Origin of the sequence: Citrobacter sp. B72, assembly GCF_016894305.1 — a bacterium.
GTDB classification, from domain to species: Bacteria; Pseudomonadota; Gammaproteobacteria; order Enterobacterales; family Enterobacteriaceae; genus Citrobacter; species Citrobacter portucalensis.
On sequence record NZ_CP069801.1, the window covers coordinates 755209 to 781750 of the forward strand.

The window sequence follows — 26542 nt, forward strand, 5'->3', positions numbered from 1 at the left end:
AGGACTAAATATGGATGGTGCTAAAGATCTTGCAAAAGATATGCTCGAAGCTATTAACGTTGATGATTCTGGGTTTATAGCTGCTTTGGCTAAAGGGCTTATATCATTTCCTGTGAGTATGGGATATCTGGCCTACGATTTTATGGATACAGAACATCGCAGAACGAATGAAGATGATAAATACAGGTTTGCCAGACTTCTTAATAAAGCAAAGTTAAATAAGGAGTTGATAGGTCAGGTTATTGATATTTTTATTAGTGATTTTTCTTCGCGACTGGACGTTGCTTTAATGACGGAGAAAATTGTTGGGAGTAATGCTGGAAGGATAATTTTCTCAGAGCTAACTGGCGTTAAAATTGGGGCTGTTATTTCTAATCGGTTAGTCACAGCATTTTTTTCAGGTGCTCTTATAGGCTCGCTTCTTACGTTGGGAGCGGAAGTATCCAGAGCAATCTATACATCTCGCTATCTGGCTGCAAGGAGTCCGGGTTGTTATCAGAAATTGAAAGATATGTGGGATCTGGATTTGCTTTATTTTCTGATAGAAGATCTTGTTTCACCTTTTGAAAAAGCAATTGAACTTCACAATGCAAATGAAGTGTTTTTTAATGAGGTTTGCCAATGTTTTCTGGACGGCTTGGGAAGTTTAGAGAAATAGCTATATATTTAATGTATTGTTTTTCATATCTTCTAGGTAATATCTTATGCATGTTTGGTATTGCCTTTTCTATTTGGTTTTTCTTCATTTCAGACGATGGGTTTAGATATTTATGGGGCATGGGTAATTTTTTATTGATTGTTTTAGGGTATTTTGTGATGAAATTTGGCTGGCCTCATGTGCGTAGTAATTGGGATGATTATCTGTAATTTTTTTATTTAATGGAAAACTGTGTCGATCAGTTTTTATTATTATTTCATAAGCGCGTAAATATAGTTTATTAAATAGCGTTAACTCCATGAATATGGAACTAACAATATCAGGGCCTACGCTTAACCGCTACAGCTTAACGATCTCTTCATGCCCGTATGCACTGGATGTGTTGCGTTTTGAGGGACTGGAGCAGTTAAGTGTTCTCTACCATTATTCAGTCCGTTTCATCAGTAGTATTGAGTTTGAGTTATGAAGAGCGAATGACTCTGGAGTTTAATGATGAGTAAACGTAACGATATTATTGAACCTTCCGAGTGGACATCGGATCGTAAAACAGGGCTTGTTTACAGCGAAATATTGGGATGGATAGATATAGGCCATGCACAGGGAAGTGATATTAAAAACCTACTGTCAGATATAAAACGAGGTGAATCAAGTCGTGATGGTTATTATGACGTCACCTATAGCCAAAAGATGTTTGTATATCATCGCCAGTTTGGTACAGGAAAGTTTGTTAAGTGGCGTATCAAACAAGGTTTATCTGCATGTGAGAAAAATAGCGTTGCGTTAGCCATGATGACGACGACGGCACGCTTGTTTGAAAGTTTGCAATCTAATTGGTGTTTTAGTTGGTATACCGACAGTGGGTTTAGCGGTGAGGATCTTACCTCCGATCTTTTAGGCTTCTACCGGGCAATCCTTCCTTCAGACTATCAGTCAAGACTGAGGCTTGTCAGTAAAGAGCAGGCCCTGAGTAGATGGGATTATTATGGGCCGATAGGCAATTATAAAAATAAAGGATTTTTACCATTACTGTTTCCAGCCCCCAAGGATAACTGTGCTGTCCATAAACCCTATAAAGGGCAACTGCCTTCATTTATGACATGGGTGCAACCGTGGAGTGATTTCACTTCTGGTCGGGTAGAAATTATCCCCGGGGATGGCGGTTATTATTCATTTTTGTCGAGGTGAATGGTAATGAGCTACTATAAAATAATACTGGTGATGATTGTTTTGATTTTCTTGTCACCGCTGTTAATACCCTGGCCAGATAAATTAGAATATCGGGAAAGCGATCTTTTTGACTACTATTTCTATACTGATGTTGATATCAAGCAGGCTCCAAGGATATCAAATAATTATCGCTTTGAATATATTTCTCCTGATGGGAGTACACGAGAAACAAATCTTATTATTTTTCGCGGTGGTGATGTAGGCATTATTCGTAATTATCTAACAGGTCTTGGCTTTCACCTTTATGATTATAGTGATAATGGAAGAGAAGAACTTTGGATATCAAATGATAATCGTCGATTTACTTTTTCTATTGTTACTAACAAGAAAAAAGATTTGGTCAGTTTAATAAAAACAATGCGTTGAAGGTAGGTTTTGTTCTGGAAGTGACGCTTTATAATATTACAGGGGGTAAATATATGGGAATGAGTGAATCACTTGACGGTGGGATGTCATTTATATCTGAAAATACGCTGAATCGCTATCAATTGTATATCCCTTCATGTAAATCGATACTGGATGTTATTAACTTTAATGGTACAGAGGAAATGAGTTCGCTGTATCGATACGTAGTACACTTTTCCAGCCAGGATAAAGATATTGCGGCCGAATCGATACTTAGAAAATCAACGACATTGACTATGGGAATGGGGAAGTTAAGTGAGTTAACTGCCCGTAAAATGGTACATGGTATTGTGACATCTTTCCATCGTATCAGTGGTTCAAAAGACCAGGCAATTTATCAGATAATCATTGAACCCTTTGTCGCGTTGCTGAAAAACCAATTTCGTACACACCGTTTTTTTATTAATATGTCAGTTCCGGAAGTTGTTACTCAAATTTTACAAGAGCATGGTTTAAAAGACTGGGAATATAATTTTGATTTAGTAATGGAATATCCCAAAAGAGAGCAAATTAATCAGTATCAGGAGAGTGATCTGGTTTTTATTGAACGCCTGCTCTCTGAAGTTGGGATTTTCTTCTTCTTTAGGCTTCAGCCTGATGCTGGCACTGAGGTGATCTATTTTGCTGACAAACAAAGCGCATGGGAGTTTGGCAAAACATTACCGCTGAATAGTCCCTCCGGAATGAATGACAATGGCATCGACTCAGTCTGGGATATTCAGTTCCAACAGTCTGCGGTGCAGGCATCGGTTACTGCCGGGGATTATAACCATCGCCAGGCTCAGAAAATATTATTTTCTGCACAAACTGATATGACTTACGGTGAAGGTGACGAGGTGACTTACGGGGATGTTTACCACTATCGCCCACGCCATCTTGAAACGGGTGATAAGGTTTCGCCGGCGCCTGAGACAGGGAATTTTTGGGCGCGTCTGGAACATGAGCGTTATCTCTCCTCACAAGCGACAATCTCTGGATTATCAACCGATGTAAGCCTCAGCCCGGCTCAGGTCCTGAATATTACGGAATCCACACCTGTCCCAACGCTTCCTGCCAGTGTGCGTAACAGCTTGCTGGTTACGGCGGTTTCATTCAGCGCAAGCCGAAAGGAAGCGCTACAAGTGGTGTTGATGGCGACCATTTACAGTGAAACGCGCTGTTGGAGACCTCCACTCAAACCGCGACCAGTGATTAGCGGCACACTAATGGCACGTGTTTCAAGCCCGAAAAAGAATGATGAATATGCTCATTTAAATCAGAGCGGGCTTTATTGGGTTAAGTTTGATGCGGATCGCGATGAAAAACAACAGGGCTACGAAAGTATGCCGGTACGCCTTGCCAAACCCTACGGCGGCGACACTTATGGTATTCACTTCCCGCTGATACAGGGCACAGAAGTGGCGGTGGCGTTCCATGAAGGGGACCCGGACCGGCCCTATATCGCCCATGCGCTGCATGACTCCCGGCATCCGGACCACGTGACACAGGCAAACCATACCCGCAACGTCATCCGCACGCCTGCGAACAACAAGCTGCGCATGGAGGACAAACGAGGTGAGGAGCACGTCAAGCTCAGTACCGAGTATGGCGGGAAAACGCAGCTGAACCTGGGGCATAACGTGGATGCGGGGCGTGCGCTGCGGGGAGAGGGGGCCGAGCTGCGCACAGACGACTGGGTGGCGGTACGCGGCGGTAAAGGGGTTTTTATCACTTCGGACAGGCAGAGTGAAGCTTCGGACAGGATGCTGGAGATGAAAAATGCTGCCGCGCAAATGGTTCAGGCGCTGTCTGTGAGTGATGCCCTGGCGAATGCTGCCGATATCGCACAGGCGTGGCCGGCAGACTCAGATACAGCAAAGGCACTGAATACAGCGTTAAACAATCTTACTCAGCCAGGGATTGTGCTCAATGCACCGGAGCACATAAGCATCAGTAGTCCGAAGTCGGTGCGTCTGTCCTCAGGCAGTGAAAGCGTGGGGCTGGTCGCGGGTGGTAATACAGATATCAGCGTGATGAAGAAATTTACTGCCGTGGCGGGGGAAGCCATCAGTCTGCTGGCCCTGAAGCTGGGTATACGTTTATTTGCCGCAAAGGGGAAGGTTGAAATCCAGGCCCAGGATGACGGGATAGATACCGTGGCGAAAAAGGACATTACCATCACAAGCGTGGAGGGCAAAGTGTTAGTGACGGCAGCCGACGAACTGGTGCTGAACTGCGGAGGAGCCTATATCAAACTCAGCGGAGGTAATGTGGAGATAGGCTGTCCGAAAAATATTCTGCTCAAATCTATCAGCGTGCAGAAATTAATGGCTGCTGATTATGATCTGCCAAAGCCAGAGCTACCGAAAGGATTTAATGATTTCTTTATCGCCAAAGATGAGGATTCTGGGGAGATTATGCCTTTCGTACCTTATCGAATTAAAACAGGAGAGGGAAACGTATATGAGGGGGTAACGGATGCTGAAGGTAAAACCATTACCGTATATACCGCACAGCCTGAATCTTTAGATATCGAATTACTTTGATTTTTTAATTTTAAACAGGGAGGTATTTATGGCAACAGGTGAAGAGAAAACTAAAACATCTGCGCAAGGCTCAGGAAAAGTTGTTAAAGGTAAACACGATCCAGAAATTTATCTCCACCCTGGCAGCGCGACAGTACTTTGTGTTGATGCAACTGCTGAAAAAACAATTAAGGAGGAGCATTACTTTTTATCAGGGTTACTGGAAAAACAGCTAAAGGCACAGAAAGATCTTGATGAAGCCAATTATGCGGCAATTTTACAGGCTGATACTGTACCAGAAAGACAGCTTCAGAGTAAGGTAACAGAAGCATACGCCGCACTCAATAAAGCCAATAAAGCATTTCGCCAGGAATTAATGACTCTCACGGCCAATGTCCCTGAAGGGGAACTTTTGGATGAAAAAATGAAGGAGAGTGCTATTGGCATTATGGAGTTAATTCCCCTTAATAAAAACTCTGTCACTGGATTCAAAAAAACTTATATTCGTTCTGAAAAGATCAAAGAAGATTGGCGTAGATATAAGCTTAGCAATGTTGACAAAAAAACAGGCGAAGCCAGCTTTATTAAGTACCATGACAAAAACATTTCCGTGCAAGATGAAAATGGTAAAACTGTTAATAAAACTGTACGTCAGGCGAAAATAGACCCCCAGGAGCTAAAAAAACAGCTGAAAGAAGCCTCTGTTAAGTTCAAGTTTGATATTTGTGAAGATAGCAACATTATTGTCAGCGATTGGGCAAAAGAGATGAATAAATCGCTGTCCTGGCCGAAGGGGGGGAATGCTGATGAGTCCGTCTATCATCAGTATGTTGATATTAGCGCTCAGGCCCAGCTCATGCGATTTAGCCATGGCGCAGGGATATCCGCGGAATTTAATCCACTAAAGGGTAAGGTTGAAGGGAAATTAGAGGGGCACGCCAGTTTTGCGTTAGGTGAAGCGAAAGCAGAAAGCACTTTATATGTTCCGGACAGGCTAGGCATCAGTCTGCTGTTTCCGGCAAAAGCCGATACCCCGCAAACGCCAGGCGGTATCTGTAATATGGGGGCGCTGCGTTTTGCCCTGAAAATGGTGTTGTCCGGCAGTGTCGGAGCCAGTGTGGCAGTTGAGGTTGGCGCAACGCTCGACTGGAGCGGTGAAATGGGCAAAGGTTACGGTATTAAAGGCCGTCCAGCGGAGCTTCCTCCCCCGCCGCTACCGGGCAAACGAACAATTAATTTACATACTCCGGAAACACCTGAAGCACAGGGCGGAGGAGAAATTGGCGCTTTTGTGGGTGCCCAGTTCGGGGGCAATATCAGCGGCGCCATAGAATGGTTCGATCCGCATCCTGACGACACGCCTCCCGCTAACGTCGGGAAGACGGACGATAAAACCATCGTCACTAAAGAACGGAAATTTGCGGCAATTGCGAAGCTGGAAATGGGGGTATCGCTACAGGCGGGTGCCGGGGGAAGTGCGGTTTTCTATGTCACCTACATCCAGGGGCGTTTTCGTATTTTTTGTAAAGCGGCATTTTGCTGGGGGGCCGGTGCAAAGGGGAGTCTGGGGTTTGAGGTTGATGGCGGCTGCTATTTAGCCTTTATGAAAAGTTTTATGTATATGCTACGCAACGTTGATTATCAAAAGTTAGCCGACATGATGGAATTAGATGCCTTTCAGGCATTGTGCGCCATCCCCTTAATTATGGCGGCCCGCGGCGTTCAGGCGGCGGTCGCTATGGCGGATCAGGCAATGGATATCATTACCCAATTAGGAGATGATCTAACCGAGGAAAATAACCGGGTTAAGCTGATGGAGAGTGTGCTGAATAACCCGGATCAGTTTAAATACTCGCCACCGGAAACCAAAGGCGCGCTGATTGCGCAGTTAATGGATATCAATTGGGCGGACCCTCTCGACCCGCGAAACCAAAACAATAACCCGCTCACGTTTAACTCCTGGAAATTAGGGCCAATGAAACGCCGTAAGCAGGCCATCTTCCTGGCGTTGAAATGGGTGCAGAGTAAAGCGGATTACGACAATGTTATGCAGCATATTACTGAAAGTCCTGGAAAGGGAAAAGGTGACCGTAATAAAAATGAACAAGCAGTGATTACATTCCTCTCTGATGGTGAGAATGATTCTATATTTTTTACCCATTACGGTAAGAAGCTACCTGAGTTATATAACAATCTTCCGGAGAGGGTTTCACCAGAGGAACCGTTCAAGCCTATTCCCGATAAATTAATGGATCAGTATTTAGCGTTGATTGACCAGCAACAGACATATGACCCCATGAGTGATGATGGACAGACCAGAACGGTTTAATTAAGGATATCATAATGAATAAGCAATACTGCGCCGCGCTATTAGTAACAATAGCATTTTGTAATGGCTGTGATAACAGCACCAGTACGGAAAGCCAGCAGCTCACGCAGGCGCTGGTGAAGCGCTCGCTGGATAATATGGTCCCGGTCACGGGCGGTGAGTTTTTAATGGGGGACTTCGGTCCGCTGATTTGGGAAAAACTGCCCTTCAGCATGAACCAGGATGATAAATACCTGCATAAGGTCAGGCTGAGTGACTTTATGATTGGCAAATATAAGGTCACGCATAAAGATTATAATGAGTATATAAAAATCACCCATAGCAAAAAGCTTACGTATGTATTTGGTGGAAAATTACTGGCGGATGACGTTCCCGTCAGTGTCCCCTGGCAGATGGCCAAAGACTACTGCCTGTGGCTGGGTAAAATGTCGGGTAAACGGGTGGATTTACCCACTGAAGCGCAGTGGGAATACGCGGCCCGCTCCCGGGGACAGTATTTGCCCTATGCCACCAGTAACGGAAAAATAGAGCGCGGAGTCAATGTTCCCACCTTTGATGAAAGAGCAAAAATGAACGATGTAGGGATATCGATTTACCCGGTCGGGAAATATCCCCCCAATCCACTGGGATTGTATGACATGGGACTAAGTGGTCTGGAGTGGGCTAATGACTGGTATGCGGCGGACTACTATGCGCACTCGCCGGTTGATAACCCGCAGGGACCGGAGAGCGGCGACAGGAAGGTACAAAGGGGCTATCCGGGAGGGGATTATCAGTATGCCCTGACCATGTTTCGTGAGTCAGACTTCCCTTCTCCACTTTTGAATGGGCGTAAGGCAGAAGATTATAGATTTTCTCCTAAATATGTTTTTCGCTGCGTGGTGAATAACGGATGACGGCGCATATTCTGAAACTTCTTACCCCGGGAATATTTTTGCTGGCGCTGACCGGCTGTGATAACAGCACCAGTACGGAAAGCCAGCAGCTCACGCAGGCGCTGGTGAAGCGCTCGCTGGATAATATGGTCCCGGTCTCGGGCGGTGAGTTTTTAATGGGGGACTTTGGTCCGCTGATTTGGGAAAAATTGCCCTTCAGCTCGAACCAGGATGATAAATACCTGCATAAGGTCAGGCTGAGTAACTTTATGATTGGCAAATATAAGGTCACGCATAAAGATTATAATGAGTATATTAAAATCACCCATGGAAAGAAGCTTACCTATGTATTTGGTGGGAAGTTACTGGCGGATGACGTTCCCGTCAGCGTCCCCTGGCAGATGGCCAAAGACTACTGCCTGTGGTTGGGTAAAATGTCGGGTAAACGGGTGGATTTACCCACCGAAGCGCAGTGGGAATACGCGGCCCGCTCCCGGGGACAGTATTTGCCCTATGCCACCAGTAACGGAAAAATAGAGCGCGGAGTCAACGTTCCCACCTTTGATGAAAGAGCAAAAATGAATGGTGTAGGGATATCGATTTACCCGGTCGGGAAATATCCCCCCAATCCACTGGGGTTGTATGACATGGGACTAAGCGGTGATGAATGGGCTAATGACTGGTATGCGGCGGACTACTATGCACACTCGCCGGTTGATAACCCGCAGGGACCGGGGACCGGCGACAGGAAGGTTATGAGGGGATATTCAGGAGGAGATTATCAGTATGCCCTGACCATGTTTCGCAAGTCGAACCTCCCTTCCCCACTTTTTGACGGGCATAAAGCAGAAGATGACCAATTTCCTCCCAATTTTGGCTTTCGCTGTGTGGTGAATAACGGATGACGGCGCATATTCTGAAACTTCTTACCCCGGGAATATTTTTTCTGGCGCTGACCGGTTGTGATAACAGCACCAGTGCGGAAAACCAGCAGCTCACCCAGGCGCTGGTGAAGCGTTCGCTGGATAATATGGTCCCGGTCGCGGGCGGTGAGTTTTTAATGGGGGACTTCGGCCCGCTGATTTGGGAAAAACTGCCCTTCAGCTCGAACCAGGATGATAAATACCTGCATAAGGTCAGTAGAACTCATGCCTTAGGCGCTAGAATTGAAGTTCTTGGAATGTTTTTGGCATCATGGAAGTATTGCCGTATTTTTTAACACCACCCAAACGACGGAATGGAAAGAGTGTAAGGTACCTAACAGTCCTTCTTCATGCCGCAGGATTCGTAAACGGCTTCCCATCGAGACCAGATTGTATTTGGTTCCTGAACTTATTTTAGAGGCCAGTCAAAAGGCGAATGAAGCACAAAAAAGATTCACTCAATTATTAACAAAGATGGATAAAGAAGACTGGTTTCCTCCTTATACTAACCCTGATTTAGATCATGCGACGAACGTTGGCAGGCATTCCATGCCAGATCAATATTTGAGTTATCTTAATAACCAACTAAAAGAATGTACTCAGCCAACATTGACCATGATGAGGAGAATCAACAGAGAGAAATTTTTAAAGCAAATGAAAACGTATGAGAGTAGTTCCCCGGTGGAAGAGTTTACAAGAAATAGTGCTTTCATTGAGATTCATGATGTAGTCGCATCGACGCTGGATATGACGCGTGGAGTTAAGGGAGGAAATGAAGCCTTGGAATATATAAAGCCACTTAACTTTGAGGAGTTTGAACTATGATTGAAAAATGCTTTATTTTAACCCTGGTGATTATGTTATCGGGCTGCGTTTCAGAGCGGAATCGAACATTATCTCCTCCAGAGGATACCCAATGGGTCACAGTAGGAGTCAATGTCCCTGAAGAACTTATGGTGCTTCCTTTGGCGGTAATTTATCGTTCAGAAATATGTAAACGCACTCGGCATAATTCGTCCGGGGAAGCTTATGAAGTTCCCGGGTATAACTCAATGGAATTTCCAGTATCCCAAAAAGATAGTACAAAGAATTTCTATGATGTGAAACTTGCCCGGCAAGGCGGAGGGCGTTGTCAATGGCATCTGTCTGTGGCTGATATACGGTTGCAATACAAAAATACCCTACAGTTTGGTCAGGGTACAGAGTCGGTAGAAAGTAGCATCAGGCTGGAATTTGATTACCTTGCGGCGAATCAAGGTGGTTGGCATCAAAGAATCAACAGTGATGGCTTGATTTCAAAAGATTATTTTCCATATTTAACTGAGGATTTTATTGGTGGTTATGAAAAAATTATATGGATATATAATGGAAAAATGGACGAGCGGTACTCTGCGTTAAATATAAATTCGATTACATTTTATCCCCTATTGCATTCAGATAAATTAATAAAGAGCATAGGCCCGAAAAAGAAAGAGAAAGGAGCTCATAGGACGTTGATTTATCCTGATGGTACGACGATTCCGATAACTGAAGCCTTTCCTGATATTGACGTATTGAAGAAATTTATAAAGTGATGAAGGACAGAGCAATCGCTCATATTATTATAAATACAAATCTCTTTATTCATTTCAACTGATTTAGGTTAACTAGTTGTTCATGGATTAAAAACTTTGTCGAGGGATTGGTATATGATATGGACATATTTTTTCGCACCGCTGGTAATGTTATCGGGCTGCGTTTCAGAGCGGAACTGGACATTATCTCTCCCAGAAGATACTCAATTGGGCACGGTGGTCGTTGAAATGGGTACAAAGCAAAGCCGATTACGACAATGTTATGCAGCATATTACTGAAAGTCCTGGAAAGGTGAAAGGTGACCGCATTAAAAATGAGCAGACGGTAATTACATTCCTTTCCGACGGTGAGAATGATTCTGTGTTTTTTACCCATTACGGTAAGAAGCTACCTGAGTTATATAACAATCTTCCGGAGAGGGTTTCACCAGAGGAACCGTTCAAGCCTATTCCCGATAAATTAATGGACCAGTATTTAGCGTTGATTGACCAGCAACAGACATATGACCCCATGAGTGATGATGGACAGACCAGAACGGCTTAATTAAGGATATCATAATGAATAGGCAATACTGCGCCGTGCTATTAGCAATAATAGCATTTTGTAATGGCTGTGATAACGGCACCAGTGCGGAAAGCCAGCAGCTCACCCAGGCGCTGGTGAAGCGTTCGCTGGATAATATGGTCCCGGTCGCGGGCGGTGAGTTTTTAATGGGGGACTTCGGTCCGCTGATTTGGGAAAAACTGCCCTTCAGCTCGAACCAGGATGATAAATACCTGCATAAGGTCAGGCTGAGTGACTTTATGATTGGCAAATATAAGGTCACGCATAAAGATTATAATGAGTATATTAAAATCACCCATCGGAAAAAACTCGTTTACCTGTGGGGGGGGAAACTACTGGCGGATGATGTGTCCGTCAGCGTCCCCTGGCAGATGGCCAAAGACTACTGCCTGTGGCTGGGTAAAATGTCGGGAAAACGGGTGGATTTGCCCACTGAAGCGCAGTGGGAATACGCGGCCCGCTCCCGGGGACAGTATTTGCCCTATGCCACCAGTAACGGAAAAATAGAAGAGGGAGTCAATGTCCCAACCTCTGATGAAATATTAAAAATGAATGATATGGGATTTCCTTTCTACCCGGTCGGGAAATATCCCCCTAATCCACTGGGATTGTATGACATGGGACTAAGTGGTCAGGAGTGGGCTAATGACTGGTATGCGGCGGACTACTATGCGCACTCGCCGGTTGATAACCCACAGGGACCGGAGAGCGGCGACAGGAAGGTACAGAGGGGCTATGCGGGAGGAGATTACCAGTATGCCCTGACCATGTTTCGAGAGTCAGACTTCCCTTCTCCACTACGGGATGGGTACAAGACAGAAGATGACTTGTTTTCAGCTAGTTTTGTTTTTCGTTGCGTGGTGAATAACGGATGACGGCGCATATTCTGAAATTTCTTACCCCGGGAATATTTTTGCTGGCGCTGACCGGCTGTGATAACAGCACCAGTGCGGAAAGCCAGCAGCTCACGCAGGCTCTGGTGAAGCGCTCGCTGGATAATATGGTCCCGGTCGCGGGCGGTGAGTTTTTAATGGGGACTTCGGTCCGCTGATTTGGGAAAAATTGCCCTTCAGCATGAACCAGGATGATAAATATCTGCATAAGGTCAGGCTGAGTGATTTTATGATTGGCAAATATAAGGTCACGCATAAAGATTATAATGAGTATATTAAAATCACCCATCGAAAAAACTCGTTTATATTTATTAAGTGAAGGCTGTACTTTGAAGAAGAAAGTGACTGGATTTTTTTTAATATTTTTATTAATTGTCGATTTGTTTCCTTTTTTACTGGAGTGAAATATGTCAAAAGGTTTTGTTTTGCTTGGTGATAAAACGACTCATGGTGGAAGTGTAATATCTGCATCTTCAACCATGTTTGTTCAAGGGAAAAAAGTAGTTCTTCTGGGGGATATGGTCAGTTGCCCGATACCATTCCATGGCATTAATCCTATTATTGAAGGTTCGCCAGAATGGTTTTCTGATGGTAAGCCGATAGTTGTCGATGGATGCCACAGTTTGTGTGGATGTCAGGTTATTTCAAGTGCGCCGGAAGCATCAATAGGATGAAACCATGGGCTGGGAACGCCATAGAATTATCACGCCCATACCTCCTGAACCTCTTTCTCTCTGGCGATGGATACTGGCTGGTGTATTATCAGTAATAGTAAGTGTCTTATTTTTTGTATTGCATGCAACAGAGCATCTGTTTTTTATTAATGATGTCAATATCTGGCTGATTTCAATTTTTCCAGTTTTCCTGTGGTTAATAATTGCTAGTGTTAGAGCATATTTATATGGGCGGGCGCTTGAATATTATGAATTTTTGCAAAAAGAAATATTGATTTCTCAGCGTGAATGGCAGTCCTGGGGACAGCGCTCTATTGTCGTGATGAATAGCTGCATATTGTTACCAGAGAAAATTACCGTTTCGTTTATTGCAGGTAATCCCACAAATATTGAGAATAAATGTGGTTTAGCTCATCGTATTGACTATTTGCCTAATGTCAAAAATCAAGACAATGCAGTGACTGTTTTGCTGAACAGTATTGCTGAATCTCTGAGTATATTACCGATAGCCATTCCTTTGCATGTAACACTCATCACCGATGGTTCAACGGAAGAACGGCATTTACTGCAAAATAACTTTAATAGCATCTGGCAGATGACTTTCCCTGGCAGGCCACAACCTTCCTCTGTACGAGTAGAAATGGAGTTTCCTTTTTATCGACTGGAAACGAACCTGAAAAATGCAGAAGTCAGGAGCGATCTTGTTCTGGTTTTACAATTTAACGGGCATCAGAATTATTCTGATGGAATGGCAGTCTTTCTTTTAACCAGTGATGACGTAGCGCGTATTTATGGGTTCAACGGTAAGTGCCATTTTCTACGTCCAATGCCTCTGGATAAAGCGTGTTTACCTCAAGATTTAACCACTTTTTTTACTACTCAGGTAAGCGCGATAAATACAAAAAACATTGTGTCTGATGGTCAGTTAATTGATTTGTTGAGTGCGCAACTCTATCCAATTGGTCACAATCATGGCGCTCATTGGCAGGTTGAAAACAAAATTATTCTTGAAAGATTTATGGGGATCCCCGGTCCATTTTCCGGTTGGCTATGCGCTGGCGTGGCGGCTGATATGTCAAAGCATAACTTAGAGTCATATTTAGTCGTTTCTGTTCAGGAAGAACAATCATATATCTGCACCGTTTTACCCTGGAGTAATAATGAATACGACAAGCCATCTGTGGCGTAGGGGAAGTCTGCTTGTTTTAATTGTGGCATTTTTAGCGGGGCTGACATGGCTGATTAGGAGCTATGGTGATCTCCTGGGGGCTGATTCACTTACGAAAAAAGTCATCTTAGGTATATTGACGGTAATTTTGATTATTGTTGTTCGCTGGTATCCACTTATCAACATTTATGCCAAGGAGCACCTTTTTCGGGTAAAAGAAGAAAACGATAGAGTTTTTCCAGACAAAGAATCCCGAATAGAGGAACCGCCCTCCGGGAATATGCTGATAGGGGAAATTCGTGATGTACTCAAGGTATATTACAGTTATCGCTGGCGCGCCAAAACGCGTCTCCTGCTGGTGATGGGGGATGCCTCCCAGGTTGATCAATTAGTACCTAAACTCACCTCTCAACGCTGGGTTGAAGGGGATGGCGTGGTGTTAATCTGGGGAGGTACGCTCACTGAAGCGCCAGATGCCTCGTTGTTTGATGCGATACGCAAGCTGCATCGGCGTCCGCTGGATGGGATTGTATGGGTAACCCCCACTTTTCAGCACCAGGATACACTGGTTCAATCGGCACCTGTTGTCTCTTTAACCGCAGAACAAATAGATAATGCCGCCCGCCATTTTCAGGCTGTTTTTACCACGCTCCGCTGGCGAGTACCGTTATACCTTTGGTCGCTGTATGGCGCTCAATTCGTCCGGGATGACGTAACCTTGCACTCTGCGACATGTTTGTTCCCTGCAGGATGCACCACGGCTTTATGTCGTTCGCAGTTGACCTCGCTGGCAATGCAGATGGCGGAGCAGGGTACGCAGCAGGTTACGCGCAATATCCGTGATAACTTCTTACTGAAAATGGCTAATTTGCTGATGCCTGGCGCAGAAGCTATCAGCGAATCGTTGTCCACTTTTTTCAGCCCGCATCGGCCTCTGCCGCTGGCGGCGGTAATCCTGAGCCAGTATGCGGAAAATACTTCATCGCACGTCGCGCATGCCTGGATGCGTGATGAGCGCTGGCGTGCGCTGCTTGATTCACTCCCTGCGTTACCTGCTGAACTTAAGGCACAGCGTACAGGCCGTTCAGGGATGCGCGTGCTGGCAGTCGGTACAGCCGGTTTGATGCTGCTATGGGGAGCGGGAATGGTGGTGTCTTTCCTGGCGAATCGCAATCTGATTGGCGAAAGTCTGGACCAGGCGAGCCTGGCAGGCGGTGCGGATAAACCGCTCGCCGAGCGTCTTACGGCGCTGTCTGCTCTGCAGCAAACGCCAGGCATGCTTCGCTGGCGTCAGCAGAATGGGACGCCGTGGTACTACCGTTTCGGCTTAAGCCAAAATGATGCTCTGCTGGATGCGCTATGGCCGCGCTATACGCGTATCGCTATTCCACTCCTGCGTGATGAAGCCGCCCAACATCTTACCCAGGAATTAACGGCGTTAACCCGACTGGCTCCAGACAGCCCGCAGTTTGCCGCCCAGGCAAAGATCGCCTACAACCAGTTGAAAATGTATCTGATGCTTTCCCGGCCTGAACAGATGGAGGCGTCATTTTTTAGTCAGGCGCTGATGCAAGACTGGCCGGAGCGAGCGGGTATTTCGCGCGCATCATGGCAGGGCGTTGGCCCTGTGCTCTGGCAATTCTGGGGAGAGAACCTTCAGGCGCATCCTGAATGGAAGATAGCAGCCGATAAAAATCTTATTAGCCAGGTGCGAACGCTGTTAATTCGTCAGATGGGGATCCGCAATGGCGAAGCCGCCCTGTATCAGAAAATCATTGAACAGGTAACGCCGCATTACACCGATCTTCGTCTGGAAGACATGACCGGCGATACCCGGGCAGAGCACGTATTTTATACCCACAGTTCGGTTGCTGGCGTGTATACCCGCAAAGCCTGGGAAGAGGAGGTTTTGCCCGCCATTGAGAAAATCGTCAACAACCGTCGGGAAGAAATGGATCAGGTGCTGGGAGATGATACGCATTCTGCAAGCGACCCTCTCTCTCCACAGGCCTTAAAGGTGCGTCTTAGCGAGCGTTACTTCACGGATTTTGCCGACAACTGGCTGGATTTTCTCAACAGTATTCGCTGGAAGCGCACCCAGACGCTAAGTGATGCTATCGATCAACTCACGTTGATTGCAGATATCCGTCAGTCTCCTCTGGTTGCGTTAATGAATACGCTCGCCGTTCAGGGACGCACAGGGTTAACCGGAGAAGCGCTGTCGGACTCACTGGTGAAGTCGGCAAAGGATCTATTTAACACCAAAGAAAATCAAACCATTGACCAACATGCGCGGGAAGAAGGCCCTATGGCGAGTACCTTCTCGCCAATCCTGGCATTAATGGATGAACAATCGGCTGGGCAGGATATCAGTCATCTGAGTCTGCAAACCTACCTGACCCGGGTAACGCAGGTCAGGCTGAAACTCCAGCAGATTACTAACGCTGCCGATCCGCAAGGCATGAGCCAGGCCCTGGCGCAAACGGTGTTTCAGGGTAAAACCGTCGATCTCACCACCACGCGTGACTATGGCAATCTGGTGGCTGCCAGTCTGGGGCAAGCATGGAGTGGATTTGGTCAAACGATGTTTGTACAGCCGCTGGAGCAGTCATGGCAGCAGGTGTTGCAACCAACCGCGGCGGGCCTGAATGCGCAATGGAAGGCGCTGATTGTGAATGACTGGAACAGCGCATTCGGCGGACGTTATCCGTTTCGCGATGTTGGCAGCGAGGCTTCTCTGCCGCTGCTGGCGCAATATCTGCGAAGCGATAACGGGCGAATCCCGCATTTTCTCGAAAGTCATTTAAGCGGTGTGCTGCATAAACAGGGAAGTCACTGGGTTGCCGACACGGTGAATGCTCAGGGGCTGGAGTTTAATCCGGCGTTCATTGAGGCAATGGATCAGCTCAGTCAAATTGCGGATGTCGCATTTATTCGTGGGGAAGCTGGGATGCGTTTTGAATTGCGTCCTGGAACGGCGCGCGACGTGATGCAGACTGACCTCGTGCTGGATGGACAGAAACTCACCTACGTTAATCAGATGCCAGCGTGGAAAAATGTTGTCTGGCCTGCTGATACTCAGGCTTCAGGGGCAACCCTAAGCTGGGTGAGCACCAATACGGGAACCCGAATCTACTCCGATAATCCTGGTACCTGGGGCTGGATAAGATTGCTTGAGAAAGCGGAGATAACCGATAACGCTGGCGTGGGCAGCGGTTTTAACCTGCGCTGGACTGCGCAGGATGGATTGCCGCTGAACTATACCCTGCGAACGGAAGCCGGTGAAGGTCCCCTTGTATTACTCAAACTCCGCGATTTTGAACTACCAGAAGCAATTTTTGTTGTAAGCGGCAATATTTCCTCAGAGGAAGAAGAATGAGTGCCCTGAAACGTCTACTGGCCGCCAGCACGGCTTCGCCAGATGAACAGCAGCAACTAATGGAACAGGCGCAAACGCAGACTACGCTATGGAAAAACTGGCTATTGCCCATTTCAGCAGCCAACCCCGGTGGTGAAGATCCTGGCTATGACGATGATTTTCAGCGCATGCGAGAGGAGGTGAATAAACTTTCTGGCGCACAAACGGATCTCATCATTGAGCTTGCGGAAAAACTTCTGATCACCACCTGTAAGGATGTCCGTGTTGTCACTTACTACACATGGGCACGTTTGCATCAGGATGGTGAGTCCGGCCTGGCGGATGGTCTGATTTTGCTGGCTGGGCTGATGCAACAATATGGCGATTCTCTCCATCCCTTAAGAGCCAACAGTCATAAAGCTGCTCTTGAATGGCTGGCTGGCGGGCGGATGCTGGATAGTCTGGCGCGTTTTCCCGAAGTTTCACGACCTGACGCGCAACGGATCGCCGGTGCGCTGATGCTGCTGGAGCAGCAGTTTAGCCTGCGAGAGGAGAGTATTCGTCCTGGGCTTGGGGCGCTGTATAGCGCGCTGGAGAACCGTCTGGTCCAATCTGGCGGGGCTCAGGCATTGGTACCGCAAAATATCAGTGCTCAACCCAGTCGGCACAGCGCAGAAACCCCCGTCTTCAAAGGTATTGCCTCTGGCCGTGAGCTGATGGAGCAGGCGCGGGTGTTGGCGAAATACTTAAGCGATCAGCCGGATGGCTGGCTGGCGGCGCATCATTTGATGAAAAGCGTGCGGCTCGATACGGTCAGCCAGCTTCCACCGCCAGATGGCGCCGGACGTACGCGCCTGGTACCGCCCAAGAGTGATTATCGCGCGCAGCTCAAACGTCTCTATTTGCAGCAAAGTTGGACTGAACTGATTGAGTTAACGGACAGCTTATTTGTTGAGGGAGTGAATCATTTCTGGCTGGACGTGCAGTGGTACCTTCATCAGGCATTAACAAGAGCGGGATCGCCATGGGATAAAAATGCCGGGATTATTATCAGCGATCTGAAAATGCTGCTGCATCGGATGCCGGGGCTGGAAACGCTGGCGTTTAACGATGGGACTCCCTTTGCAGATGATGTCACGCGTGAGTGGATAGCCCGTGACGTGCTACAGGAAAGTGACTGGCAGATGGAAAAAATCGCTGCGGCTAGTGCAGGAGCGGACGACGATATTCTGCTACTTGAAGGCGAAGCTTTGACGTTAGCGGATAGCGAAGGCGTTGAAGCCGCGCTCGCCTGGGTTCAGGCACGACCAGGTATTGTTTCACGTCGACAGCGTTGGTTACGCCAGCTGTTGATGGCCCGTCTGACAGAACAATGTGGGCGCAACGATCTCGCGCTGCATTTGCTTGGGGAATTGAATACTACAGCACACTCTCTCACTCTCAAACAATGGGAGCCTGAGCTGCTGTTTGAAGTTAAAGCGCGACGGCTGAAACTTTTGCGTTTAAAAGCCAACCGCAGTGAAAGTGACAAAGCGCGTCTGGCACCAGAGATGGACTCACTGTTGTCCGGTTTGGTCGCCATTGATCCCGCCAGAGCCGCCGTTTTGTGCGGTTAAAACAAAATAAGCGAACTGTGAAATGGAAGATTTAACTCTGCGTTATTATGACGCGGAAATGCGTTATTTAAGGGAAGCGGCAAAAGAGTTTGCGCAGGCGCATCCGGATCGTGCAGCGATGCTGGATCTGGATAAAGCCGGCATCCCCGATCCCTATGTGGAACGGTTATTTGAAGGTTTTGCATTTTCGATGGGGCGATTGCGCGCCAAAATAGACGATCATCTCCCTGAATTTACCGAAGGGTTGATGAGTCTGCTGTGGCCACATTATTTACGTACCATTCCCTCCTTAAGTATTGTCGAGCTTTTACCTGATATTGATGTGCTGAAAATGAGCGAGCGGATTAACGCGAGGTTTGGCGTATTGTCACAGCCCGTTGGCCCTAAAAAAACGGTATGTCAGTATCGTACTACCCAGCCCGTCACGCTCAATCCGCTGTCTGTCGCGGCGGTGAATATTGATGCCGAACCTGATGGGCGCTCGGTTATCCGTATGCGAATAAAGTGCAATCCACAGATGGACTGGTCGCAAACCGATCTGACGCGTCTCAGCCTTTACCTCAGCGGTGACGCGCCGGTAACCCACGCGCTGCACCTGGCTTTGACAAAGCGTCTGGCTTCTCTTTATTTGAGACTCCCCAACAGCGTAGAACGTATTCGACTGGAGGGTTTCTTTTCCCCGGGTGGATTTGCCGATGAAGACAGTTTGTGGCCAAAAGGCGATACGGCGTTTGGCGGCTGGCAATTATTGCTTGAGTATTTTACGTTCCGCGAAAAATTTATGTTTGTCCATCTTAACGGTCTGGAAAAAATATCGTTTCCTGAGGGTATAGACTGCTTTGAAATAGAAGCGGTACTGACTCAACAGTGGGATTCTGAGCTTCCTGTGCGGAGTGAAAACATTCGTCTTCATTGTGTTCCGGTTATTAATCTTTTCACTATCGAAGCCGATCCGCTGGTAGTTAATGGTCTGGAAAGCGAATATTTGCTGCGTCCGCGAAGGTTGCAAGATGGCCACACGGAAATTTATGCAGTCGATGCGGTTTCAGGATCACAGCGAACGCGTAACGCCGTTTATGCCCCTTTCACCAGTTTTCGCCACAAGGGAGGCATGATGCGCCGAAACGCACCCGAGCGTTATTACCATACTCGTGTCAGACGCGGCGTATCCGGGTTGTATGATACATGGCTGATCCTCGGCGGAGATGCCTGGGAGCGGGATCGCCTTGCTGAGTATGAAACCTTGTCTTTGAAAGTGACCGGAACAAACGGTCAGCTACCGCGGCGAGCTTTGCAAAGTACATTGCTCAATCGTTGTGAGCAGATCCTCCAGACGCCGCTTGCCGTGCGCAATCTGTCTAAACCGACACTACCTGCTTACCCTCCCGCTGAGGATCGTTTTCACTGGCGAGTGTTGAGTCACCTGGGATCCAGCTTTCTGAATATGATGGCCAGCGCTGAAGTGCTCAAAGGAACGTTGTCTCTCTATAACTGGCAGGATGATGAACTTAATTATCGTCGTCTGGATGCGATCATGGATGTTCAACAACATGAAATACAGCGCTTTGAAAAAGGATTTCTACTCCGTGGTGTGGACATCGAAGTAACGCTTGATGAAAACGGATTTACAGGCGAAGGCGATATTCATCTGTTTGGTGAAATGCTTAACCGCTTTTTTGCATTGTATGCGGATATTCATTTGTTTAATCAGCTTACTTTAATCATACAGCCGGCAGGGAAAAGCTTGCGATGGAAAGAGAATCACAATCAGCGACTACCCGGTTGCTAACGAGCCTTGGCGAACACCTGCCCCGTACTAATTTTTATCGTTTCTGTCAGTTGCTGGAACAGTGGGAGCCACAAGCGCCCTGTCCCGGAAGCCAACAAAGCCCACGTTTCGATACCATTCGTTTTCGCCCTCATCCGGGGATGGGATTCCCGGCGGGTGAACTAAAAAGTACAGAATATGATCCGCAGCAACCCACACTTCCACCAACGGTTCGTGTCACTTTTATGGGGCTGTATGGCGTGGAATCGCCGCTGCCGACAACCTATCAGGATGATATTGCCCAGCGTCAGGAAGGTGCGGACGTTGCCGCTGAGTTTCTGGATATTTTTAACCATCGCTTAATTACGCAATTTTATCGAATCTGGCGTAAATACAGCTATCCAGCGACTTTTCGCTCAGGCGCGACAGATGAGACTTCACAATATTTGCTGGGGTTGACTGGGCTGGGAATTCAGGGGTGCGCCACACAAACAACTACCCCGATATCACGTTTTTTGGCGCTGCTGGGAATAATGAGAATGCCAACGCGTACGGCAGAAGGTATATCCGCGCTGGTTTCTTTATTATCGCCAACAACAAATACCACCGTGGCCCCTCATGATAAACGCTTAATCCTGCTGGATAAGGCGTTAAAAATGAGTGTGCGGCAACCCGTTAGCCTCCATTCTCGTCCGGTGATGGGAAGTAGCGCCGTAGATATTAACAGTCAGGTGCTAATTACGCTTACAACGGACGTTCCCGATGAGGCTCGCGAATGGTTACCGGGTGGCCAGCTTTACCATGATTTTCTCGCGCTGATGCACGTTTATTTAGGTGCCAGAGTGAATGCGAGACTGCAATTACGCATTCCTCGATCGGTGCTTCCGGATGCTCAACTTACCAGTAATAAAAGCGAGCATGCAGTTCAGCTTGGCCGCACGGCTGTGATGCGTCTGGATAATCCGGAAGATAAGAATCAATTTATAACAATTAAGCTTGGGCTTTGGCAGAGCCTTACTCAACATGTTCAACGGAGGGAAGCCGATGAGACTGGCGATTATCGCTATTAATTTTGCCGTAATAACCGGAATGGTCAGTTTAGTTACTGGGTGTGGTCTGACACAAAAAGTATCTGAAGGTACCGTGTCATTAACGAAGTCGATTTTTTATAAGGAAATTAAAACCCTGCATTTGGATCTTTCCGCTAGAGAAGCCGCAAATAAAAATGCGCAGGGCATAGCGCTTTCGACGGTCGTGCGTATTTACCAACTCAAAGATCGAAAAGCATTTGACTCGGCTAATTATCAGTCCTTATTTGCGCAAGATAGTACGGTGGCGAAAGCAGATTTATTGGCTCAGAGAGATGTTCGGGTACGACCTGGTGAAAGCGTAACTGTCGATATTCCATTCGAAAACGAAGCGCAATATGTTGCCGTGGCGGGAATGTTTATTTCTCCCGATCAGTCTGAAGATTCATGGCGTGTGGTATTACGTCGTGAAGATCTCGATCCTGATAAGGCGCGAGTGATTGAATTAAATTCTCAGGCTCTGGTTCTCCTGATGCCGGAGGATGAGTAATGATTAAACAGCCTTCTCTTTATGACATCTTGCTGGGTAATTTTTCCGGTGGTTTTCCTTTGCACGCAGTCAGCGAAAATACGCAGGTCATCTTGTCCGTCCTCGATAATATGCAGCGCATTTTGAATACTCGTGCCGGTAGCCTCAAACATTTACCCGATTATGGTCTACCGGATATGACCAAAATCCTCCAGGGTATGCCGGGAACAGCACATCAGCTTATCAGCACGCTTTCTCAGGTTTTGTTGAAGTATGAACCGCGACTAAAAGACATTCAGGTAACGATGCAGGAGCAGGAAATGCCGGGGCATTTGCGTTATTCCATTGATGCGGAACTTCATGATCTTGGCATTGTGCGCTATGGCACTGATTTTACCCCTGAGGGGCGGGTTCTCATTCGTCATCTTAAGAAGCAGGGGGGGCTTGAGACGGGAGTGTACTGACATGGAAAAGAATCGCATCAGCACCGGCGGCGATCCGCGTGCTTTCACGGAGTTTGGTCAGTTACGCGATGAAATCAGCAAGCTGACTCACCCCGCACGCCCGGACGTTGACTGGCAAAAAGTGGAACAGTTAAGCCTGGCGCTGTTTCGTCATAACGGAGTCGAACTGCAAACACTGGCCTGGTATACCGTCGCCAGAATTCGTAGCGCAGGTCTGGCTGGGCTGGCCGAAAGCGCTGAACTGCTGGAGGCATTACTGACGCATCACTGGAGCGTAATATGGCCGCAGCAAACCCATGCCCGCGTTGAAATATTGGCATGGCTGTCAGCTCGTTTACAGCAAGAATTACGCACGCTAACGTTGTCATATGCAGATTTATCGATGGTGTATCGGGTTGAGCAGAGTCTGAAACATGTCTGTGAGGTGCTGCAACGCCTTGAGTTAAAATCGTTAAGTAAACTAGACGCTGTCGTTACCTGGATGCATAACGCAGCTTTACGCCTGGAGAAGTCTGAAGCGGATTCGGGATCCACCTCTGTGATGATACCGGCTTCAGTTACGACTAATCACGCTGAGACGTCTTTGCCACAGTTGGTCTTTGTGGTTAATGAGGCATCGTCGCCCGATCAATCAAGCGCAGCGGAGTTTGCTACTCAAAGCGTTCATCGACCCCGGCGAATGTGGGTGGGATTCACCATCGGTGTCATGGTTACGGCAGTGGTGAGTACAGGCGCTTTTCTTGGTATCAGCCCTATGTGGGCCGACAGATTTGAACTGGTTCAGCCATTGCCACGGGGGCTGACACCTGAACAATTGTCCACATTGAAACATTCCTCAGATTTGAAGGAGAAGAAACAGGAATTAATCGCCGCAACGCAAGGGCAATTGGACGTTTTACATCGCCTGTCACCTTTGTGGTCAAGAGAATATGCCACATCATTAGCACAGCAGTTAGTCACCCTGTGGCCGGAAGAATCGCAGACTACGGTATTCGCCAGTGGATTACAGAAACAGTTAAACACGGAAGCGTTGCCGGAAAGTGCTCTGCAAAACTGGCATCATGCCCAGCAGGGGCTGGAGGCGTTAACTGCCCAGCTAAATTCGCTTGATGAACGTAAAGGTAAATATCTGACGGGTTCGGAGCTGAAATCAGCCATTTTCACTATCCGCCGCCAGCTTGACCAATCGCCGCCGACAGAAGAGTTATTGCGTCAAATTGATGAGGAGTTAAAAAAGCAGGGAAGTGTATCACCCGCTTTGTATCAGCAACTCGATATGCGGATTAATCAGCTTCTTAATCGTTATGCGCTGTTGAAACAAAGTTCGGTGAGGAGAGAATAGTGATTATTCGCCAAAAGCAAAAACCCGCCTTTTGGGCGGGTTCTTTAAATGAGTGCTGCCTGGACTCGGACTAACGCTGTAAGCGTTGAACAGCGCGCTTGTCGCGCTGGCCCCGAAGGGGTGAGCCGCTGGCGGCGAATAATCGAACGAAGTTCGATGAAGAGTCCGTTTCGCCAAAAGCAAAAACCCGCCTTTTGGGCGGGTTCTTTAAATGAGTGGTGCCCGGACTCGGAATCGATCTTTTGTTTTACTTTTATGATTTATAAGAAAAATTTTTGATGTGATTATATTTATGCCCTCATTTGTACCCTCATTCCCGATTGGTATGAATCCGAAACCCAAATCGGTGACGATAAGGGGGATACTCGCATCAGGCTGATATGTTGATACTTTATGATGGTCCTTTGTCTGGTGACGCTCCTGGTGCGTTACAGAATCCAGTAACAAACCACCAGAAGAAAAGCACCAGGAACGCCAGTATCATATTGTCCATAAGCAGGCGAACCTGGCAAGGGGTTTGTTTAATACTGCACTGGTACTGACATTTCACATATGTGCAGGCCCCTGATTACTGTCCGGATGCCAGCATTCCAGGGTAGTGACGGGCGATGATGTCATTCAGCTTATCGACCAGTTCTGGCCGCTTAAAGGTGATGTGCGCTGTCCCCTTCTGAAAGTATTTGATCGAAAACATCTCATCCTCGTAACGATTGCTGTGCCGTTAGCATGGATATGATCGGCGAGACGACGGGTGATGTCGGCACGGTTGTCGGGAACCGGTTTTCCGTCCAGAAGCATCAGCATGCGCTCAAGGTCCGACAGCCGATCACGTCGCCAGCCCCAGTTAAGTCCAAATCCCCAACGGTCATATTTCACCAGCCCTGTCACGATGATCTTTTTTCCAAACTTACACGGGCTGTTGCTCTTGTAGTCCCAGCTCAGACCCTTAAATACGTTAATCACACCCCGCTCAAACACATCACCTTTATTCAGATGCAGTTGCTCAAAAGTGCTCAGAATGTTGGCTTCGCTGACTGCAGGAATGCCATCCCCCTCAAGGTTTCTGTACCACTGATCACGCGCCTGAGCGTCCATGATGGAAAGCATCCCTGACTTTTTCATTAAATCGCGCCATATACCACGATCGAGATTACGGGTAATGGCTTTCATCGCTGTTTCTGGTTTTTCCATCAACCAGCAACCACAGCGGAATTCCTGCTTCATGGCCCAGTCCAGAGCGGTTTTACCGCCAATACTGCGGGTCAGTGTTGAAATATCGTTGAGTTGCTGAATGAGCGCTTCAATCTGTGCCAGCGCGGCATTACGTCCGGTGACGATGCGTTCAATGCTGGTCGAGCAAATCACATCGGTATGGTCGGTTAACACTTCGGATTCGGTGAAGTTAAGGTCTGACATCTTTTCTTTCCTTTATCTAAAAGCAAAGCGCCAGCCGGTAAGGGCTGGCGCTTATACGTGTGTAATGAGTATTGCCTGGTGGTTAATCAGTTCTGGTCTGTTGCAGAAGCTGGATTGAGCGGGTGCGAACATCATTTCGCACCCGCTCAATCCAGGACAACAACTTTGCTGAGTTGGTGTTGTCTTCGTCGTTGTCGAAGATGATCCTCGTACTGTTATCGATATTGTCCTGCAGCCAGCCAGACTATTGAGAGCGACTTCAGTGGTTAACTCTGGAATTAGAGTTTTTTGTGGTGATTGATGTTGTGTTACCAGTCAAATGTGGGAAAACCTGGCAGCACTTCGCCACAGGCATCAAGATGAATAATGCTGACGGAGTAACGACGCATAAGTGCTACCACCAGACGACGACAGGCTTTCGACAAACCGAGTCGTTTTAGCCGCAACACCGGAAATGACCACGCGCTCAGACGGAGCAGATAGCCGGTGCCCGAAAAATGGATCCATTCTGACTCGCTAAAGTCTTCATGCTGATGCGACTGTTTGTACAGCAGGGTGTTGTCGGCTTCGGTGATATGCGCGGTACTGCAATGGATACCGGTAAGGTGGGCGGCGGGTAGTAATGGATCTTCAACAACCCGCTTTCCGGGGGTATCAGCAATACGAAGTGAATATCCGTTGTCGCAGATCGCGTTAATAATGTCGTCCAGTTCAATGCCATCGATATCCACGATGATACGACCCATGTTGAGGGCCAGTACATTGATAGCATCGGCTTCTGCCGTCAGGGATAGTTTCATGAATGTTGCTCCTGAGCTGCATTTCCAGCGATGAGAAGAGTGATCCTTTTATACCCGTTACGTTGCATCAAACCCGTTGCCCGTCTGGCCCGGAGAATATCAATCACCCCGATAAAAGGGGACTGATGCTTAATGGAGAAACCGGGACGATCAATCCGCACCAGTTCAGATTTTTCAACGAGAAAATTGAGTGCATCTGACAGTGAGATACCGGCGTCAATATATTGCGTAATAATCTCCTCATCGGAAAATTGCGTGTCGCTAAGCGAAAGGCCGTAATGTCTTTTTAACAGATACGTAAGAAGTTGCTGCCAGATTTCAACGGGCGTCGGGCGTGACGGTGCCTTCCGCTTCGGGATGGCGGATAAGGTTTGCATAATGAAATGTTCCTGAATGAAGTCGGGTTAAAAAGAATGAAGGATTATG

The 26542-nt window shown here is 47.3% G+C and carries 23 protein-coding genes and 3 pseudogenes; 22 read left to right on the top strand and 4 right to left on the bottom strand.

The features are described from left to right. Window positions 1–10 precede the first annotated feature (10 nt). The 22 genes and pseudogenes from JQN59_RS03635 to JQN59_RS03740 all read left to right on the top strand — a co-directional run bounded on the left by JQN59_RS03635 (window position 11) and on the right by JQN59_RS03740 (window position 23900). Complete coding sequence (locus JQN59_RS03635) at window positions 11–658, top strand: hypothetical protein (RefSeq protein ID WP_149608023.1); 648 nt, start codon at window positions 11–13, stop codon at window positions 656–658. A 492-nt stretch (window positions 659–1150) separates the two neighbouring features. Continuing rightward, complete coding sequence (locus tag JQN59_RS03640; protein ID WP_149608066.1) at window positions 1151–1843, top strand: hypothetical protein; 693 nt, start codon at window positions 1151–1153, stop codon at window positions 1841–1843. A gap of 6 nt (window positions 1844–1849) precedes the next feature. Next, a complete protein-coding gene (locus JQN59_RS03645) occupies window positions 1850–2251 on the top strand; it encodes a hypothetical protein (protein ID WP_149608022.1) in 402 nt (133 codons plus the stop codon). A gap of 53 nt (window positions 2252–2304) precedes the next feature. Then, entirely contained in the window at window positions 2305–4815 is a 2511-nt protein-coding gene (locus JQN59_RS03650) for a type VI secretion system Vgr family protein (RefSeq protein ID WP_149608065.1), read from the top strand. 28 nt (window positions 4816–4843) lie between these two features. After that, window positions 4844–7123, top strand: a complete 2280-nt coding sequence (locus JQN59_RS26895) for a hypothetical protein (protein WP_239484210.1) — start codon at window positions 4844–4846, stop codon at window positions 7121–7123. Between the two features lie 14 nt (window positions 7124–7137). Next, window positions 7138–8019 (top strand): formylglycine-generating enzyme family protein, encoded by an 882-nt coding sequence (locus tag JQN59_RS03660; protein ID WP_079934139.1) that lies wholly within the window; start codon window positions 7138–7140, stop codon window positions 8017–8019. Continuing rightward, window positions 8016–8903: a formylglycine-generating enzyme family protein gene (locus JQN59_RS03665; RefSeq protein ID WP_149608021.1), complete on the top strand. Its 888-nt coding sequence runs from the start codon at window positions 8016–8018 to the stop codon at window positions 8901–8903. The genes JQN59_RS03660 and JQN59_RS03665 overlap by 4 nt, the downstream gene beginning before the upstream one ends. Further along, a pseudogene (locus JQN59_RS03670) lies at window positions 8900–9136 on the top strand (hypothetical protein); the annotation flags it as partial. The gene JQN59_RS03665 and the pseudogene JQN59_RS03670, both read left to right, overlap by 4 nt. Window positions 9137–9311: 175 nt before the next feature. After that, window positions 9312–9746, top strand: coding sequence for a hypothetical protein (locus JQN59_RS03675; protein WP_149608020.1), 435 nt, complete (start codon window positions 9312–9314; stop codon window positions 9744–9746). Next, window positions 9743–10495, top strand: coding sequence for a hypothetical protein (locus JQN59_RS03680; protein WP_149608019.1), 753 nt, complete (start codon window positions 9743–9745; stop codon window positions 10493–10495). Before JQN59_RS03675 ends, JQN59_RS03680 begins: the two co-directional genes overlap by 4 nt. Before the next feature lie 223 nt (window positions 10496–10718). Then, a complete protein-coding gene (locus tag JQN59_RS03685) occupies window positions 10719–11039 on the top strand; it encodes a hypothetical protein (RefSeq protein WP_188110111.1) in 321 nt (106 codons plus the stop codon). Window positions 11040–11053: 14 nt separating this feature from the next. Then, window positions 11054–11935, top strand: coding sequence for a formylglycine-generating enzyme family protein (locus JQN59_RS03690; RefSeq protein ID WP_149608018.1), 882 nt, complete (start codon window positions 11054–11056; stop codon window positions 11933–11935). Further along, window positions 11932–12248, top strand: a pseudogene (locus tag JQN59_RS26900) (SUMF1/EgtB/PvdO family nonheme iron enzyme); the annotation flags it as partial. The gene JQN59_RS03690 and the pseudogene JQN59_RS26900, both read left to right, overlap by 4 nt. Window positions 12249–12360: 112 nt before the next feature. Further along, window positions 12361–12627, top strand: a complete 267-nt coding sequence (locus JQN59_RS03700) for a PAAR domain-containing protein (protein ID WP_079934142.1) — start codon at window positions 12361–12363, stop codon at window positions 12625–12627. A gap of 4 nt (window positions 12628–12631) precedes the next feature. After that, entirely contained in the window at window positions 12632–13816 is a 1185-nt protein-coding gene (locus JQN59_RS03705; RefSeq protein ID WP_149608017.1) for a hypothetical protein, read from the top strand. Continuing rightward, entirely contained in the window at window positions 13788–17174 is a 3387-nt protein-coding gene (locus JQN59_RS03710; RefSeq protein WP_188110110.1) for an ImcF-related family protein, read from the top strand. Before JQN59_RS03705 ends, JQN59_RS03710 begins: the two co-directional genes overlap by 29 nt. After that, window positions 17171–18769, top strand: coding sequence for a type VI secretion system protein TssA (gene tssA, locus JQN59_RS03715; protein ID WP_149608015.1), 1599 nt, complete (start codon window positions 17171–17173; stop codon window positions 18767–18769). The genes JQN59_RS03710 and tssA overlap by 4 nt, the downstream gene beginning before the upstream one ends. Window positions 18770–18791: 22 nt before the next feature. After that, window positions 18792–20558: a type VI secretion system baseplate subunit TssF gene (tssF, locus tag JQN59_RS03720; RefSeq protein ID WP_149608014.1), complete on the top strand. Its 1767-nt coding sequence runs from the start codon at window positions 18792–18794 to the stop codon at window positions 20556–20558. Beyond that, window positions 20519–21607 (top strand): type VI secretion system baseplate subunit TssG, encoded by a 1089-nt coding sequence (gene tssG / locus JQN59_RS03725; RefSeq protein ID WP_149608013.1) that lies wholly within the window; start codon window positions 20519–20521, stop codon window positions 21605–21607. The genes tssF and tssG overlap by 40 nt, the downstream gene beginning before the upstream one ends. Next, the gene (tssJ, locus tag JQN59_RS03730) at window positions 21582–22115 is read left to right on the top strand and encodes a type VI secretion system lipoprotein TssJ (protein ID WP_137377731.1); all 534 of its coding nucleotides are present in this window, start codon (window positions 21582–21584) and stop codon (window positions 22113–22115) included. The genes tssG and tssJ overlap by 26 nt, the downstream gene beginning before the upstream one ends. Then, window positions 22115–22558, top strand: coding sequence for a type VI secretion system baseplate subunit TssE (gene tssE, locus JQN59_RS03735; RefSeq protein ID WP_149608012.1), 444 nt, complete (start codon window positions 22115–22117; stop codon window positions 22556–22558). Before tssJ ends, tssE begins: the two co-directional genes overlap by 1 nt. 1 nt (window position 22559) lies before the next feature. After that, window positions 22560–23900 (top strand): VasL domain-containing protein, encoded by a 1341-nt coding sequence (locus tag JQN59_RS03740; RefSeq protein WP_149608011.1) that lies wholly within the window; start codon window positions 22560–22562, stop codon window positions 23898–23900. Window positions 23901–24468: 568 nt separating this feature from the next. On the opposite strand, the pseudogene JQN59_RS03745 reads toward JQN59_RS03740, so the two are convergent. From JQN59_RS03745 to JQN59_RS03755, 4 genes and pseudogenes are all read right to left on the bottom strand, one after another. Beyond that, window positions 24469–25124, bottom strand: a pseudogene (locus JQN59_RS03745) (DUF4942 domain-containing protein). Window positions 25125–25398: 274 nt separating this feature from the next. Then, window positions 25399–25551 carry a DUF957 domain-containing protein gene (locus JQN59_RS26905; RefSeq protein WP_077909516.1) on the bottom strand — a complete coding sequence of 51 codons (153 nt, stop codon included), beginning with the start codon at window positions 25549–25551 and terminating at the stop codon, window positions 25399–25401. A 73-nt stretch (window positions 25552–25624) separates the two neighbouring features. After that, complete coding sequence (locus JQN59_RS03750; protein WP_024156452.1) at window positions 25625–26116, bottom strand: DUF5983 family protein; 492 nt, start codon at window positions 26114–26116, stop codon at window positions 25625–25627. Continuing rightward, window positions 26113–26493, bottom strand: a complete 381-nt coding sequence (locus tag JQN59_RS03755; RefSeq protein WP_024156451.1) for a TA system toxin CbtA family protein — start codon at window positions 26491–26493, stop codon at window positions 26113–26115. The genes JQN59_RS03750 and JQN59_RS03755 overlap by 4 nt, the downstream gene beginning before the upstream one ends. Window positions 26494–26542 lie beyond the last annotated feature (49 nt).